We start from the raw sequence: 14,493 nt of genomic DNA, 5'->3' as shown, positions 1-14,493 counted from the left end.
GATACAGTGCCGCCATGAACAGCAGGCAGGCACCGTTCGACGCACTCGACCGGAAGATCCTCACCGCTCTGATGGCGAACGCCCGCAGCAGTTTCGCCGAGATCGGCGCCGCCGTCGGCCTGTCCGCGACGGCCGTCAAGCGGCGCGTGGACCGGCTGCGCGAGAGCGGCGTGATCACCGGGTTCACGGCCACGGTGAAGCCTGTGGCGCTGGGCTGGCGCACGGAGGCGTACGTCGAGGTGTACTGCGAGGGCGCGGCCCCGCCGCGGCGGCTGGCCGAGGTGGTGCGCCACCATCCGGAGATCACGGCGGCGATGACGGTGACCGGCGGCGCGGACGCGCTGCTGCACGTGCGGGCGCGGGACGTGGAGCACTTCGAGGAGGTGCTGGAACGCATCCGTACCGAGCCGTTCATCCGCAAGACGATCAGCGTGATGGTGCTGTCCCATCTGCTGCCGGACAGTCCTGAGGCGGGCGCCAGCCAGCCTGCCCCGCAGGACGCAGCAGACATGCGCTGAGTCCCGGATACACGCAGCATTGCTGCTCCAACGCGCAGCTTTTGTTTCTTGTCGTCCGTCTTCGCCACTTCCTACCTTTGAGTCACCCCCAGTCGACACCCAGGAAGCGGAGGGACCCCTCTGTGCCCGAGAACCGTGTGCCGCGCCGGCGGCGCTTCCTCGTCTGCGAACCCAGACACTTCGGCGTGCAGTACGCGATCAACCCCTGGATGCATCCCGACGTCCCCGTGGACGTGTCCCTGGCCCAGGCGCAGTGGCACGAGCTGACACGCGTCTACCGCGCCCACGGCCACACCGTCGACACCGTGGAGGCCGTGCCCGGCCTGCCCGACATGGTCTTCGCCGCCAACGCGGCGGTGGTCGTGGACGGCCGCGTCTTCGGCTCCCTCTTCCACGCGCCCGAGCGCCGTCCGGAGTCCCTTCCCTACGACACGTGGTTCAAGTCGGCCGGCTTCGACGTCTACCGTCCCGAGTCGGTGTGCGAGGGCGAGGGCGACTTCGTGCCCGCCGGCCGCTGGATCCTCGCCGGCACCGGCTTCCGCACCACCCGTGAGGCCCATCGGGAGGCGCAGGAGTTCCTCGGCGCCCCGGTGATCGGCCTGACCCTGGTGGACCCGTACTTCTACCACCTGGACACGGCGCTGTTCGTCCTCGACGACGAGGGCGAGGGGAACATCGCGTACTACCCGGACGCGTTCTCGCCGGGCAGCCGCGAGGTGCTCGCCAGGCTGTACCCGGACGCGCTGATCGCCACCCGCGAGGACGCCATGTCCTTCGGCCTGAACTCCGTATCGGACGGGCACCACGTCTTCATCTCGCCCGGGGCCACGGCCCTGGCCGAGCAGCTCGCCGACCGCGGCTACGTCCCCGTCCCCGTCGACCTGTCCGAATTCCACAAGGCCGGCGGGGGAATCAAGTGCTGCACCCAGGAGATCCGCTGATGACCGCACCTGCCCGTACCCGTACCTCCGCAGAGCTGATCCAGGCCGAGGAGCCGGTCCTCGCGCACAACTACCACCCGCTGCCCGTGGTCGTGGCCGGCGCCGAGGGCACCTGGGTGGAGGACGTCGAGGGGCGCCGCTACCTCGACATGCTGGCCGGTTACTCGGCGCTCAACTTCGGTCACCGCCACCCCGTGCTGACCGAGGCCGCCCACCGCCAGCTCGACCGGCTCACCCTGACCTCGCGGGCGTTCCACAACGACCGCCTCGCCGAGTTCGCCGAGCGGCTGGCGGCGCTGACGGGGCAGGACATGGTGCTGCCGATGAACACCGGCGCCGAGGCGGTGGAGAGCGGCATCAAGGTCGCCCGCAAGTGGGCGTACGAGGTCAAGGGCGTCCCGGCCGACCGGGCGACGATCGTGGTCGCGGCGGACAACTTCCACGGCCGTACGACGACGATCGTCAGCTTCTCGACGGACGAGACGGCACGGTCGGGTTTCGGGCCGTTCACTCCGGGCTTCAAGATCGTCCCGTACAACGATCCGGCGGCCCTGGAGGCGGCGATCGACGAGACGACGGCGGCGGTGCTGATCGAGCCGATCCAGGGCGAGGCCGGCGTACTCATCCCCGACGACGGCTACCTCGCCGGCGTGCGGGAGCTGACCCGCCGGGCGGGCTGCCTGTTCATCGCGGACGAGATCCAGTCGGGCCTCGGGCGCACCGGGCGCACCCTGGCCGTCGAGCACGAGGACGTCGTCCCGGACGTCCTGCTGCTGGGCAAGGCCCTCGGCGGCGGCATCGTGCCGGTGTCCGCGGTCGTCGGGTCCCGGGAGGTGCTCGGGGTCCTGCGGCCCGGCGAGCACGGGTCGACGTTCGGCGGCAATCCGCTGGCCGCGGCGGTCGGCACGGCGGTCGTCGGGCTCCTGGAGACGGGCGAGTTCCAGCTCCGGGCGGCGGAGCTGGGCAAGGTGCTGCACGAGGGGCTCGTCCAGCTGGTAGGCCGGGGTGTCGTCGGCTTCCGCTCACGGGGCCTGTGGGCGGGCGTGGACGTGGATCCGGCGATCGGCACCGGGCGGGAGATCGGCGAGCGCCTGATGCGGGAGGGCGTCCTGGCCAAGGACACCCACGGTTCCACGATCCGGCTGGCGCCGCCGCTGACCATCACCGAGGAGGAGCTGCGCTCGGCCCTCGCCTCACTGGAGAAGGTGCTGGCCGCCTGAGGCGGACACCGGCGCCGGACGCTCACCGCCGGAGGCCTTCCGGCGGTGCGCGTCGTCCCGGTCCGGGCGCCGTCGCAGCCGAGGACGCCGGCCGGATCGCCCGGCCGGTGGTGGGCCGGCCCGTGGTGGACCGGCCGGTGGTGAGCTGGCCGGTGGTGGGCTGGCCGGTGGTGGGCTGGCCGGTGGTGGGCTGGTCGGTGGTGGGCTGGGTACCCGCCCCGATGAGTGACTCTTTGAGGAGATGACTCCCATGCTGCTCATCGGCCTGCTCCTCCTTGCGGCGACGGCCGCGTTCACCGGCCTGGTCATCGCCGACAACCTGTCCGGCGGCCCGCACTACCCGGTGTCGGTGCTCGGCAACCACATCGCCACCATGAACACGCTCGAGGTCTTCAGCGCGGGTCTCGCCCTCGCCCTGCTCTTCTGCCTGGGCGCGAGCCTCCTGACCGGCGCCGCGACGCACCACCGGCACGCGCACCGGGCCCCGCGCCACTACGGCGGCGGGCGGGACACCGGCTCGCTGAACGAGCCCACGGGCCGGGACGGCCGCTGACGCCCACGGCCGCACCCGTAAGGCCGGTGCCGGTTGTGGGCGTGCGCGCCCGTGGGGAGCGCGTGTGTCCACGGGCCGGCAGGTGTGCCCGTGCCCCGTGGACGGCGCGCGTGACGCCGTCAGTCCTCGCGTCGCCTGCGCCGCAGCAGGTGCCGCACGATCAGCGCGACGACGAGGACCCCGAGTGCCACGAGCACGTACACCTGGTAGCGGCTGATCTCGTCGTAGACGGTGCCGATGTGCGTGCCCGCGGCGTAGGCGAGGGTCACCCACAGGCCGACCCACAGCGCCGCGCCGAGCGCGTTGAAGGCGAGGAAGCGGAGCCAGTGCATGCCCGTGGTGCCGGCGATGATGCCGTTGGCCTGGCGCAGGCCCTCGATGAACCGGGCCACCACGACGATCTTGCCACCGTGCCGGCCGAAGAACCGCTCGGCCACCGCGAACCGCTCGGGTGTCAGAAAGATGTACCGGCCCCAGCGGTGCACGAAGGGGCGTCCGCCGAGGTGGCCGACGAGGTAGCCGATGTTGTCCCCGACGACGGCCGCGGCGAACGCGATCAAGGCCACGGCCACGACGTCGAGCTGCCCGGCCCCGGCGTACACCCCGGCCGCGATCAGGATCGTCTCGCCCGGGGCGGGGACTCCGAAGTCCTCCACGAGGACCACGGCGCCGACGGCCCAGTAGCCGTAGTGGCTGAGCAGCGGTGCCAGGTGCGCCAGCGGACCCGGAAGCGGAGGGGCCATGCCCACACCGTACGACGGCGCGTGAACGGTCACCGGCAGACACGGCAACGTGCCACCGCGTACTTCCGGAACTCGGACGGCGCCCCGCGACCCCGTTACCGCACGATCGGCCAGCCCGTCACGGTCTTGGGCCTCGGCGGTGCGTAGCTGCGCACCTTGCTGGTGCTGAGGCCGAGCCGGACGAGCCCTTCGGCCAGGGTGACCGCGGCGGCGACGCCGTCGACGACGGGGACGCCCGTGGCGGCACTGATCTTCTGGTCGAGCCCGGCCATACCGCCGCAGCCCAGGCAGATCACCTCCGCCCGGTCCTCGTCGACGGCCCGGCGGGCCTCCGCCACGATCGCGTCGGCCGCGCGCGCCGGATCCGCCTCCAGCTCCAGCACGGGCAGCCCGGAGGCCCGCACCGAGGCACACCGCTCGTTGAGCCCGGCGAGCAGCAGCCGGTCCTGGATCTGCGGCACGGCCCGGTCCAGGGTGGTGACGACCGAGTACGTACGGCCGATCAGCATCGCCATCTGTGCCGCCGCCTCGGTGATGTCCACCACCGGGACGTCCAGCAGCTCCTGGAGGCCCTCCCGGCCGTGCTCGCCGTACCCGGCCTGGATCACCGCGTCGTAGGGCTCGTCGTAGCGGACGATCCGGTCCATCACGGCGACGGCGGCCAGGTAGCTCTCGAAGTTGCCCTCCACCGACTCCGGCCCGAACGAGGGGGTGAGCCCCACGATCTCGACGTCGGGGGAGGCGGAGGCCGCGGCCTGTGCACGGATCGTCTCGGTCATGGAGGCGGTCGTGTTCACATTGGCGATCAGTATGCGCATCTTGGTCCTTTCTCTTTCGGCCATTGGTCGCCCGCGGCGCCGGCCGGCCCGTCGGTCAGCGGGCCGGCCGGACTGCGTGGGTGGGTTCTCGCCGGACCCCCCAGCCGGTCAGGACAGGTGTACTTCGGTGCCGATGCCGCGGCGCCGGGCGGCGTCGACGACGAGCCGGGCGGCCGCCACGTCCTGGATGCCGACCCCGACCGAGTTGTAGAGCGTGATGTCGTCCGCGGAACGCCGCCCGGGTGCCCTGCCGGTGATGACGTCACCGAGTTCGGTGCGGAAGTGCTCCGGGGTGATCGCACCATCCCGCATCGGGATCAGCACCTCACCGGACTCGTGGGACGACACCGAGAAACTGTCGACCACGACACGGCTGCGGACGATGCCCGCCGTGTCGATCTCCCGGTGATCCGGCCGCGGCGGCGCCCCGACCGCGTTGACGTGCAGGCCCGGACCGAACCACTCCCCCCGCACCACCGGCGTACGCGACGGCGTCAGCGTGCACAGCACCTCCGCCGCGCGCACCACCTGCTCCGGGTCGTCGGCGACCTTGACCGCGTACCCCTGCCCGCGGGCGTGCTCGGCGAACGCCTCGACGGTGGCACGGGTCCGGCTCCACACGAGCACCTGGCCGATGTCCATCACCCGTGCCAGCGCGGCGAGATGGGCGCGCGCCTGGGCTCCGGCGCCGATCAGGCCGAGGACGCCCGCACCCTGGCGGGCCAGGTGCCGGGTGGCGACGGCCGACGCCGCCGCCGTGCGCAGCAGGGTGATCGGGGCGCCGTTGAGGATCGCTTCGCAGGTGCCGGTGCCGGGGTCGATGAGTGTGATCACCGACTGCTGGACCGGCAGTCCCCGGCCGGCGTTGGGCGGGGTGTCGGTGAGGAGTTTGACCCCGGCACTGGACAGTGGGTCGACCGCGGCGACCATCGGCACCAGCAGTCCGGCCCCGCCGGGCAGTTCCATCGCGGACCGGTCGGGCTGACGCGCCGTGCCGGTGGACAGGGCCGCGTGGGCCTGTTCGACGACGTGCATCACCTCGCCCAGATCCAGCAGACTCGCGACCTGCGCCCGGTCCAGCACCAGCAGGGGTGCCCGGCCGGTACCCGTCTGGTCCGTCACGGCGTCACCTCGGCGGCGGCCTGCGCGGCGGGGCGGGCGTCGATCAGGTCCGCATACGGGACGGGGGCGTCGAGGAGGCCGTCCTCGGCGAGGATGCGCAGCCACTCGGCGTAGCCGTCCTGGCTGACGCGGATGTCGTCCCAGATGCCGCTCGCGCGCAGGTCGTCGACGACCGGGACCAGGACCTTGGTGTCCAGGGACGGCCACTCGCGGGCCAGCAGACCGGCCAGCTCGTCGGCGTTGTGCGTCTTGAGCCAGTCGATCGAGCGCTGGAGCGCCCGGCAGAAGCGGAAGACGAGTTCGTCGTCGCGGTCCAGGACCTCCCGGGTGGTGTAGTACACGCTGTTGGGCATCAGCCCGCCCGCCCGGTCGTAGCGGACCGCGATGTGGGCCAGCCCGCGGTGCTCGAGGAAGGCGGCGTTGACGGCGTCGGTGACCAGCGCGTCCCCCATGCCGCCCAGGAACAGCTCGGTGAGCATCGATCCGGACAGGTCCCGTACGAACCGCACCTTGGACATGTCCACACCGGCCTTGCGCATCAGCCCCGCGGTGTGCACGTACGGCGCGGTGCCGCCCGCACCCGGGGCCAGCACGATCCTGCCCTCCAGGTCCGTCCACTCGAAGTCCGACACCGGCTCCCGCACCACCAGGGCCTTCGGGTTGCGGTGGTTCAGCTGCGCGAACGCCCGGTACTCACGGCCACGCCCGTGGTACATCGCCGGCACCCACAGCCCCCCGAGAACGACCTCGGCCTGACCCTCCTCCAGATCGGCCAGCACCCGCGTCCAGTCGTCCGGAGCGCTGCGGGAGAAGTCGATTCCCTCCTCCTCGTAGAAACCGAACTCCCGGGCAACGTACTCGGGCAGGTAGTTCGGCCAGTGCGAAGTAGCCGAGACATGCAGACGGTCCATCATCTCTCCTTGGCATTTCTGACGGTGTTTCACATCAGGGTTGGTTGGTTGGTATGGGGTACCGGACCGGCCGGGCGGGACGTACCACACGGCCGGCAGGCGGGTCAGGCGGTGGCCGGCGAAGAGGCCTCCACGTTGATGTCTTCGAGGGGGCGGCCGTGGGTTTCGGGGGCGAAGCGGACGGCGACGGCCATCACCCCGTACATCGCGGCGGTCAGGACGAAGACCGCGACCACGCCGGCGTGGTCGAGGAGCAGGCCCGCGCCGATGGGCACGAAGGCGCCGGCCACGTTGCCCTGCACGGCGATCATCGAGGTGCCGAAGGCGCGTACCCGGGTCGGGTACAGCTCCGGCGCCCACGCGAACACGGTGCTGTTCAGCAGCAGCACGAAGAACTGGAAGGTGCCGCCGAGCACCAGGACCAGGGCCGGGGTACCGGCCAGGAAGCCGAAGGCGAGCGCGGCCAGGCAGGCGGCCACGGCGCCGCCGGTCATCACCAGCCGGCGCGGCCAGTGCATCGCCGCATACGTCGCCGCCGCCGCGCCGAGGAGACTGCCGACGTTCATCACCATGGTGAAGGTCAGGCTCTCGGTGATGCTGTAGCCCTGGTTGACCAGGATCGTCGGCATCAGCACCAGCACGGTGATCTGCGCACCGAACGTCATCCAGGACACCACCGCCAGCGCGGCCGTGCGCCGCAGCAGCTCGCCCCGGAAGACCTCCCCGAGCCGCACCTTCTCCGCCTTGCCCTCCTGCGTGGCCGGCTGCGTCAGATACGGAACCGTGGGCAGGTCACGGCCCTTCAGCCGGCCCGACGCCAGCCGCGTCAGCACCTGGTTGGCCTCCTCGATCCGCCCGCGGGAAGCCAGATAGCGGGGCGTCTCGGGCAGATACCGGCGGTAGAACAGCACCAGCACCGCCGGCAGCACCAGCAGCCCGAACATCCACCGCCAACTGCTGTCCGGACCACCGAAGAAGTTCCCCAGCGGACCGAGCACCACCGCGGCGAAACCGAACGAGACCACATTGCCGAAACCACCGGCACCCACGTTCAAGGACGCCACCACCGCGCCCCGGAACCGGGTGGGCACCAGCTCGCTCAGCAGCGTCATCCCCGCCGCGAGCTCACCACCGAGCCCGACACCCACCACGAAGCGCCCGACCGCCAGCACCGCGTAATTCGGAGCGAGCGCGCAGACCAACGCCCCCGCGCAGTACACGAACAAGTTGAACGCCAGCGCGAACCGGCGCCCCCTCAAGTCACCGATCGCACCGGTGACCACCTTGCCGATGATCATCGCCGAGATCGTGACCGTCTGCAGAAAGGCCAGTTCAGGCGTGGAGATGTGCCAGACATTCTTCAACGCCGGACCCACCGCGCCCAGCGAGTTCTCCTCCATCACGTCGAAGAACGCGCCGAGCAGAACCATTATCAAGATGAGCTTGTGTGCCCGGTTGAAACCGATCGAGTCCAGCGCCCGGCCGACCGCCGAGCCCGCTGGAGACGAACCGCCGTCCACCACATCAACCGCCGCAGCGCCGGCTGAGTGGGTGGACATGTCACCGGAACCGGAGCCACCGGTGTCCGGAGTGGGGGAATCCGATCTGTGCAATGGAGCCGACCTCCTTCAGAGGACGCTCGGGCTTCAGAGAGGAGCCCAGGCAGGGGACAGCCCGGGAGGACGCGAGGGGTCGGGCTGTTGAGAGGCCACCTGAAGGCCTCTGGTGACATAATTAGCAGTCATCTGATGACTTGGAGAAGGGGTGGGGATGAAGAAGATTGAGCGAGTCTCTCTGGTCGAGGCCGCGAGCAGGCAATTGCAGGCGGAGATCGAGAGCGGCCGCTGGGAGGTCGGCCGGCGGCTGCCGTCGGAGGGCGAGCTGGCCGAACGGCTGGGCCTCAGCCGCGTATCGGTGCGTGCCGCCGTCCACGGTCTGGCCCAGATGGGACTGCTCACCACCCGCCAGGGCGACGGCACCTACGTGGCCGCCAGGGACGCGACCGACGTCGCCCTGCGACGCCGGCTCGACGACGCCCACGACGGCGACGTCCTCGAAGTCCGCCGCGGCCTGGACATCCTCGCCGCCGGACTCGCCGCCGCCCGCCGCACCCAGCACGACATCACCGCCCTCGACGACGCGCTCACCCGACGCGCCGCGGCCGGAACCGCGGGCGACGAAGCCGCGTTCGTCGCCGCCGACGTCGACTTCCACCTCCACGTCGCCCGCGCGACCCACAACGAACTCCTCGTCGAGCTCTACTCGACCTTCACCAGGGCACTGGCCGACAGCATCCGCGACGACCGCTGCCTGAAGGTCTTCACCCAGGGACGGGACACCTGGCACAACACCCTCGCCGCGGCCATCGCCGAGGGCGACGCCGACAAGGCCACCACCGCCTCACTGGCCCTGCTGGAGAACGGCCCGGCGACCCGGGATCGCTGATGCCGCGTCACATCGGGATCATCGAGGAGAACATGAGCTGATCCGGGCCGGGGCCGACCGCCTGTTCGGCCCAGATGGTCTTCCCGCGCCGGCTGTAACGGCTGCCCCAGCGGGTGCTGAGCTGGGCGACGAGGAACAGGCCCCGGCCTCCTTCGTCGGTCGTGTGGGCCCGGCGCAGGCGGGGCTGGGTGTTGCTCGGGTCGCTGACCTCGCAGACCAGGACGTCCTCGTGGATCAGCCGCAGCCCGATGGGGCCGCCGGCGTAGCGGACGGCGTTGGTGACCAGTTCGCTGACGATGAGTTCGGTGCTGAAGGCGATGTCGTCGAGCCCCCACGCGGCCAACTGGCGGGTGGTGGCCACCCGGGCGTCGGACACGCTGGCGGGGTCCGCGGGGAACTCCCAGTCGGCGACGGACTCCGCGGGGACCACGCGGGTGCGGACGAGCAGCAGCGCGATGTCGTCCCTGGGCGGGTGGTCGTCGAGGCCGGCGAGGAGCGCTCGGCCGATCTCGTCCAGCGGCCGGCCGGGACGGCAGTGGGCGGCGAGGCGGTCGGTCAGCCGTCGCAGTCCGGCGTCGGTGTCGCCGTCGTCGCCCTTGATCAGCCCGTCGGTGTACAGGGCGAGGACACTGCCGGGCGCCAGATCGAGCGTGGCGGTCTCGAAGGGCATGCCGCCGACGCCCAGGGGCGGTCCGGGAGAGAGGTCCACGGGTCGGGCAGTGCCGTCGCAGGGGGAGACGACGGGCACCGGATGTCCGGCACTGGCGACGGTGCAGCGGCGGGCGACCGGATCGTAGAGGGTGTACAGGCAGGTGGCGCCGACGGTGTCCCGGTTCTCGGGGGCGGCCTCGCCCGCGAGTCGCTGCACCAGGTCGTCGAGGTGGGTGAGCAGTTCGTCGCAGTCGAGTTCCAGGTCGGCCAGGGTCTGCACGGCGGTGCGCAGCCGGCCCATGGTGGCGGTGGCGTGCAGGCCGTGGCCGATGACGTCGCCGACGACGAACGCGGCCCGCAGCGAGGGCAGCGAGAGGACGTCGAACCAGTCGCCGCTGATCTCCGCTCCGCCGCCCGCGGGCCGGTAGACGCCGACGGTCTCGGCGGCGGGCGTCTCGGTGGTCGCGCGTGGGAGGAGGCGCCTTTGGAGCGCGACGGCGGCACGGTGCTCCCGCGTGTAACGGCGGGCGTTGTCGACGCTGAGCGCGGCCCTGGACGCGATCTTCTTCAGCAGGTCCGCCTCGTCCTCGTCGAAGGGCTGCCCCTGTTCGTTGCGGCTGATCCCGACGACGCCGAGCATCGTGCCGCGCGCGAACAGCGGTGCCACGGCGAGCCAACGCGCGTTCTCCGGCACCAGCAACTCGACCAGGTGCGGCTCGCCGAACATGCCGCTGATCGTCTCGCTGTCGACGACGATGACGTCACCGCGCTGGACCGCGAGCAGGGTGGGCATGTCCGGTTGCCGGGGCGCCGCCGCGCCCTTCTGCAGCAGACGGGAGGGCCACGTCCCGTCGGCCGAGGCGACCGCGACCCGCCGCCAGCTCAGCCAGGCGCCGCCGAGCACATTGGCGGGCTCGTCCCCCTCGATGACGGGGTCCGCCAGTTCCACCCAGGCGAGGTCCCCGAGCGCGGGGACGAGGACGTCGACCAGGTCCTGCGCGGTGCGCACGACGTCCAGTGAGCCACCGATGCGGGTGGAGGCGTCGCGCAGCAGGTCCAGGTGGTCGCGGGTCCGCTGCTGCTCGGAGATGTCGGTGACCAGCGTGACGACGCCCGCGGGCTCCCCCCGCGCGTCCTCCAGCCGGAAGGCGGCCAGGGAGAGCGTCCGGTGCCGCCCGGGGAGGAGCGGTGAGCGCACGTCCTGTGCCTCCCCGATCAGCGGCGTGCCCGTCTCCAGCACCCGGCGCAGGGCCGCCTCCGCGGCTTCGGCGTTCCTGGCGTCGGCCACCTCCCTCATCTCCACGTCGGCGGCGCCTGGAGGTCCGCCGAGCGTCTCGAGGGTGATGTTGGTCCGTACGAGGGCCAGGTCCGTGTCGCGGAGGGTGACCCCCATCCGGGCCTGGGCGAAGAGCGCGCGCAGCAGGGACAGGCCCTGTTCCCGCTCGGTCGTGTCGGCCGCGGGGGCGGCCAGGGCCAGCAGTTCGGAGGATCCCTCCAGGCGCACGATCCGGAAGGCGACGTCCACGGCACGGCCCGAGCGGTGCCGCAGCCGTGTCCGGCCGGCGGCCGGAAACCCGTCCGCCGCGAGCGCGCAGTGGTGCGGCTCGTCGGGGGCATCGGCGAGAAGGTCCCCGACCGGGCGGCCGCAGACGTGCCCGGCCGGGTGTCCCAGGAGGTCGGCCGCCGCCTGGGACCACCGCACGACGGTCCCGGCTTCGTCGAACACGGCGGCTGCCACGGCGCCGAGGGCAAGGGCGCCGGCGGGGTCGAACCCGTTCATCTCGCTCCTCGCTGGCGGCCGAGCCGCCCGACAGGCTCGTCCCCATTATCGGCGATTCCGGACAGCCCGCGCCTCCGCTCCCCCGCCCGGCGTCCCTGGTCCGGAACGCGGTCGACGGCCCCGGACGCCCCGCACACGGCCTGGGGCCGGACCCGCAAGGCGCCGCCCCCTGCCGCCCTGGCGCAACCGTCCGGCGGGCGGCCGGGAGCCGCCCTCAGACCGTCGCCGCGGCGCTCACACGTCCCCTTCGCCGCCGCCTTCGAGGATCGCCAGAGCCGCGCTGGTCGCGGCGACCGGGTCGCCGGCGCTCACCGCCTCGAACAGAGCGCTGTGGAACAGGTCCTCGCCGGCCTCGTCCATGCACCGGCCGGCCTTGACGGTCTCCCGCAGGGCGTCGCTCATGTTCCGGTACAGGTCCCCGAGCAGCGGGTTGTGCGCGGCCTCCGCGACACACAGGTGGAAGTCGACGTCGGCGTCGGTGAACGCGTCCAGGTCGGCGGCCAGCCCCGCGGCGGTGCGCCGGTCCATGGCCTGGCGGAGCGCCGTGAGGTCCTCCTCGGTGCGCGCGGTGGCGGCCAGCCGGGCCGCGACGATGTCCAGGCCGCGGCGTACGTCGAGGATGTCGTCGGCCGTCACCCCGCCGAGGTGACGGCGGAGCGCGACCTGTCCCTCGTCGGTGGCGGTCACGTAGGTGCCGGCGCCCTGGCGGGTGCTCAGCAGTCCGGAGTGCACCAGCACGCGGACGGCTTCGCGGACCGAGAGCCGGCTCACGCCGAGAGACTCGGCCAGCTGGCCCTCCGGAGGGATCCGTTCGCCGACCCGCCACACGCCCCGGGCGATCTCCGCGCGTAGCTCACTGATCACGGTATCGACGATCGATACGCGCCCCACCGTTTCCATCCGACCCTCTTCTCGGTCATCTGACGACGTCAGAAGCCTAGGAAGCCCCAGAGCCCAGGTCCAGCCCTCGGCCCTGCCGCCGGGGGTCTTCCGGCCACGCACACGTCTTCCGGCCACCCGCATGTCTTCCGGTATGTCTTCCGGCCCGGGGCCGGGCCGCCGCAGCCCCCGTCGGCCGGCTCGTCGAGGACTCCGGGAGGAAGCGCCGGTTCCCGTCCGTCCGGCCGCCGCCGAGCGCGTCCTCGAGCTATCCCGGCAACGGCCTGCGATGGGTCGCGGCCACGTCGCGGCTGGTGGCCAGGTGCTTCATGACCAGGTCCTCGACCCTCGGCACGTCCCGGTCCTCGATCGCCTCGTAGAGCGCCTCGTGCTCCTTCGCGACGGTCAGCAGGTCGTCGTGCTGGGCCAGCAGCCAGCGCATACGGCTGCGGAGAGTGGTCCCCAGCTCGTTCAGAAGCTCGTTGGCGGCCATCGACGTCACGGTCTCGTGGAAGTCGGCCGCGGCACGCCGGGCCTTGACGGCGTCCCCCTGGCGCGCGGCTTCGAGTTCGGAGTCCAGGTCCGCGCGCAGCTTCTCCAGGCCGGCGCGGTTGCGCCGTTGAGCCGCGAGCCGGAACGTCAGCGTCTCCAGGGCGGAGCGGACCTCGTCGAGGTCGGAGATGTCGGTGGAGGTGAACTCGCGCACGACGGCCCAGGTGCGTGGGCGCGGTGTGACCAGTCCCTCCGCCACCAGCGCCCTCAGAGCCTCGCGGACCGGGAGTCTGCTCACCCCGAGTTCGGCGGCGAGCTCCCGTTCGACGAGTTTGCTGCCGGGCTGACGGTCACCGTCGAGGATCTGGTCGCGCAACTGTCGCGTGACGCGTTCGGACTCGGACTCAAAACCCTCGGACCCTGGCATGGGCCTCATTCTCGCAGGTCCGCGCCACCCGTCTGCCGCATACCGGTACGTCCGTCCGGCACGGGGGCGACGGGTCAGCATGAGCACGGCCGAAGGCGGTTACAGATGACTACTGACGCACGTGGACCAATTCCGGGATCCTGCCCTTTACCTGGCAAAACACCGGTCTGAAGCCGAGCTGGTCGGAGTGAGGGGCGAGCCGTGTTCTACTACCTGCTCAAATACGTTCTGCTGGGACCGCTGCTCAGATTGGTCTTCCGGCCCCGTATCGAGGGGCTGGAGCACGTGCCGGCCTCGGGAGCGGCCATCGTCGCGGGCAACCATCTGTCGTTCTCGGACCACTTCGTGATGCCGGCGATCCTCAAACGGCGGATCACCTTCCTGGCCAAGGCCGAGTACTTCACGGGACCGGGCATCAAGGGCCGGCTCACCGCGGCCTTCTTCCGCAGCGCGGGGCAGATCCCGGTGGACCGCTCGGGCAAGGAGGCGGGGCAGGCCGCGATCCGGGAGGGGCTCGGGGTGCTGAGCAAGGGCGAGTTGCTCGGCATCTACCCGGAGGGCACCCGGTCGCACGACGGCCGCCTGTACAAGGGCAAGGTCGGCGTCGCGGTCATGGCGCTCAGGGCCGGGGTGCCGGTCGTCCCGTGCGCGATGATCGGCACGTTCGAGGCCCAGCCGCCCGGGAAGGTCGTCCCGCGCCCGCACGCGATCGAGATCCGCTTCGGCGAGCCGCTGGACTTCTCCCGCTACGCGGGCTTGGAGAACGAGAAGGCGATCCTGCGCGCCGTCACCGACGAGATCATGTACGCCATCCTGTCGCTGTCCGAGCAGGAGTACGTCGACCAGTACGCGGCCGTGGCCAAGGCGGAGCAGGCCGAGGCAAAGGGCGACAGGCGCAGGTTCCCGCGCGCGCCGCTCACCTGACGCCGCGGGGCACGCGCGCGAGAGGGGCGGCCGGGCATCCCGGCCGCCCCTCGTCGTCACCTTCCGCCG

Annotated in this window: 14 protein-coding genes; 6 read left to right on the top strand and 8 right to left on the bottom strand. The window is 71.8% G+C overall.

Features of this window, described 5'->3' with window-relative positions; genetic code table 11:
• The first annotated feature begins 14 nt into the window (after positions 1-14).
• The 4 genes from TNCT6_RS27430 to TNCT6_RS27410 all read left to right on the top strand — a co-directional run bounded on the left by TNCT6_RS27430 (position 15) and on the right by TNCT6_RS27410 (position 3,232).
• Positions 15-518 carry an Lrp/AsnC family transcriptional regulator gene (locus TNCT6_RS27430; RefSeq protein WP_141363181.1) on the top strand — a complete coding sequence of 168 codons (504 nt, stop codon included), beginning with the start codon at positions 15-17 and terminating at the stop codon, positions 516-518.
• Between the two features lie 122 nt (positions 519-640).
• Positions 641-1,459, top strand: a complete 819-nt coding sequence (gene ddaH, locus TNCT6_RS27425; RefSeq protein ID WP_141363179.1) for a dimethylargininase — start codon at positions 641-643, stop codon at positions 1,457-1,459.
• On the top strand, positions 1,459-2,679 hold the full coding sequence (gene rocD / locus TNCT6_RS27420; RefSeq protein ID WP_141363177.1) for an ornithine--oxo-acid transaminase: 1,221 nt from the start codon (positions 1,459-1,461) through the stop codon (positions 2,677-2,679). Before ddaH ends, rocD begins: the two co-directional genes overlap by 1 nt.
• 250 nt (positions 2,680-2,929) lie before the next feature.
• Positions 2,930-3,232: a hypothetical protein gene (locus TNCT6_RS27410; RefSeq protein WP_141363173.1), complete on the top strand. Its 303-nt coding sequence runs from the start codon at positions 2,930-2,932 to the stop codon at positions 3,230-3,232.
• A 119-nt stretch (positions 3,233-3,351) separates the two neighbouring features.
• On the opposite strand, the gene TNCT6_RS27405 is transcribed toward TNCT6_RS27410, so the two are convergent.
• The 5 genes from TNCT6_RS27405 to TNCT6_RS27385 form a co-directional block, all read right to left on the bottom strand.
• Positions 3,352-3,975: a DedA family protein gene (locus TNCT6_RS27405; protein ID WP_141363171.1), complete on the bottom strand. Its 624-nt coding sequence runs from the start codon at positions 3,973-3,975 to the stop codon at positions 3,352-3,354.
• 95 nt (positions 3,976-4,070) lie between these two features.
• Entirely contained in the window at positions 4,071-4,793 is a 723-nt protein-coding gene (locus TNCT6_RS27400) for an aspartate/glutamate racemase family protein (RefSeq protein WP_141363169.1), read from the bottom strand.
• A 108-nt stretch (positions 4,794-4,901) separates the two neighbouring features.
• A complete protein-coding gene (locus TNCT6_RS27395) occupies positions 4,902-5,915 on the bottom strand; it encodes an ornithine cyclodeaminase family protein (RefSeq protein ID WP_253266228.1) in 1,014 nt (337 codons plus the stop codon).
• Entirely contained in the window at positions 5,912-6,826 is a 915-nt protein-coding gene (locus TNCT6_RS27390; protein WP_172633044.1) for an ABC transporter substrate-binding protein, read from the bottom strand. The genes TNCT6_RS27395 and TNCT6_RS27390 overlap by 4 nt, the downstream gene beginning before the upstream one ends.
• A 104-nt stretch (positions 6,827-6,930) precedes the next feature.
• On the bottom strand, positions 6,931-8,385 hold the full coding sequence (locus TNCT6_RS27385) for an MFS transporter (protein WP_141363165.1): 1,455 nt from the start codon (positions 8,383-8,385) through the stop codon (positions 6,931-6,933).
• Between the two features lie 211 nt (positions 8,386-8,596).
• Here TNCT6_RS27385 and TNCT6_RS27380 point away from each other — a divergent pair, with 211 nt between their 5' ends.
• Positions 8,597-9,271: a FadR/GntR family transcriptional regulator gene (locus TNCT6_RS27380; protein WP_141363163.1), complete on the top strand. Its 675-nt coding sequence runs from the start codon at positions 8,597-8,599 to the stop codon at positions 9,269-9,271.
• Positions 9,272-9,278: 7 nt separating this feature from the next.
• On the opposite strand, the gene TNCT6_RS27375 is transcribed toward TNCT6_RS27380, so the two are convergent.
• From TNCT6_RS27375 to TNCT6_RS27365, 3 genes are all read right to left on the bottom strand, one after another.
• The gene (locus TNCT6_RS27375; RefSeq protein ID WP_141363161.1) at positions 9,279-11,702 is read right to left on the bottom strand and encodes a SpoIIE family protein phosphatase; all 2,424 of its coding nucleotides are present in this window, start codon (positions 11,700-11,702) and stop codon (positions 9,279-9,281) included.
• Between the two features lie 234 nt (positions 11,703-11,936).
• Positions 11,937-12,566: a FadR/GntR family transcriptional regulator gene (locus TNCT6_RS27370; protein WP_253266227.1), complete on the bottom strand. Its 630-nt coding sequence runs from the start codon at positions 12,564-12,566 to the stop codon at positions 11,937-11,939.
• Between the two features lie 283 nt (positions 12,567-12,849).
• On the bottom strand, positions 12,850-13,500 hold the full coding sequence (locus tag TNCT6_RS27365) for a GntR family transcriptional regulator (RefSeq protein ID WP_141363157.1): 651 nt from the start codon (positions 13,498-13,500) through the stop codon (positions 12,850-12,852).
• A 201-nt stretch (positions 13,501-13,701) separates the two neighbouring features.
• Here TNCT6_RS27365 and TNCT6_RS27360 point away from each other — a divergent pair, with 201 nt between their 5' ends.
• On the top strand, positions 13,702-14,424 hold the full coding sequence (locus TNCT6_RS27360; RefSeq protein ID WP_141363155.1) for a 1-acyl-sn-glycerol-3-phosphate acyltransferase: 723 nt from the start codon (positions 13,702-13,704) through the stop codon (positions 14,422-14,424).
• The last annotated feature ends 69 nt before the right edge of the window (positions 14,425-14,493 follow it).

The sequence above is a fragment of the Streptomyces sp. 6-11-2 genome (genome assembly GCF_006540305.1).
Classification (GTDB): Bacteria; Actinomycetota; Actinomycetes; order Streptomycetales; family Streptomycetaceae; genus Streptomyces.
Note: the sequence above shows the minus strand (reverse complement) of the source record. Positions and strands in the feature narration are given on the sequence as shown.

What these genes read in the sequence shown, in the direction of transcription:
- TNCT6_RS27430 (WP_141363181.1), top strand. Translation starts at nt 15, where the DNA reads ATGAACAGCAGGCAGGCACCGTTCGACGCACTCGACCGGAAGATCCTC.
- TNCT6_RS27365 (WP_141363157.1), bottom strand. Translation starts at nt 13,500, where the DNA reads ATGCCAGGGTCCGAGGGTTTTGAGTCCGAGTCCGAACGCGTCACGCGA.
- TNCT6_RS27405 (WP_141363171.1), bottom strand. Translation starts at nt 3,975, where the DNA reads ATGGCCCCTCCGCTTCCGGGTCCGCTGGCGCACCTGGCACCGCTGCTC.
- TNCT6_RS27375 (WP_141363161.1), bottom strand. Translation starts at nt 11,702, where the DNA reads ATGAACGGGTTCGACCCCGCCGGCGCCCTTGCCCTCGGCGCCGTGGCA.
- rocD (WP_141363177.1), top strand. Translation starts at nt 1,459, where the DNA reads ATGACCGCACCTGCCCGTACCCGTACCTCCGCAGAGCTGATCCAGGCC.
- TNCT6_RS27410 (WP_141363173.1), top strand. Translation starts at nt 2,930, where the DNA reads ATGCTGCTCATCGGCCTGCTCCTCCTTGCGGCGACGGCCGCGTTCACC.
- TNCT6_RS27390 (WP_172633044.1), bottom strand. Translation starts at nt 6,826, where the DNA reads ATGGACCGTCTGCATGTCTCGGCTACTTCGCACTGGCCGAACTACCTG.
- TNCT6_RS27385 (WP_141363165.1), bottom strand. Translation starts at nt 8,385, where the DNA reads ATGTCCACCCACTCAGCCGGCGCTGCGGCGGTTGATGTGGTGGACGGC.
- TNCT6_RS27400 (WP_141363169.1), bottom strand. Translation starts at nt 4,793, where the DNA reads ATGCGCATACTGATCGCCAATGTGAACACGACCGCCTCCATGACCGAG.
- TNCT6_RS27380 (WP_141363163.1), top strand. Translation starts at nt 8,597, where the DNA reads ATGAAGAAGATTGAGCGAGTCTCTCTGGTCGAGGCCGCGAGCAGGCAA.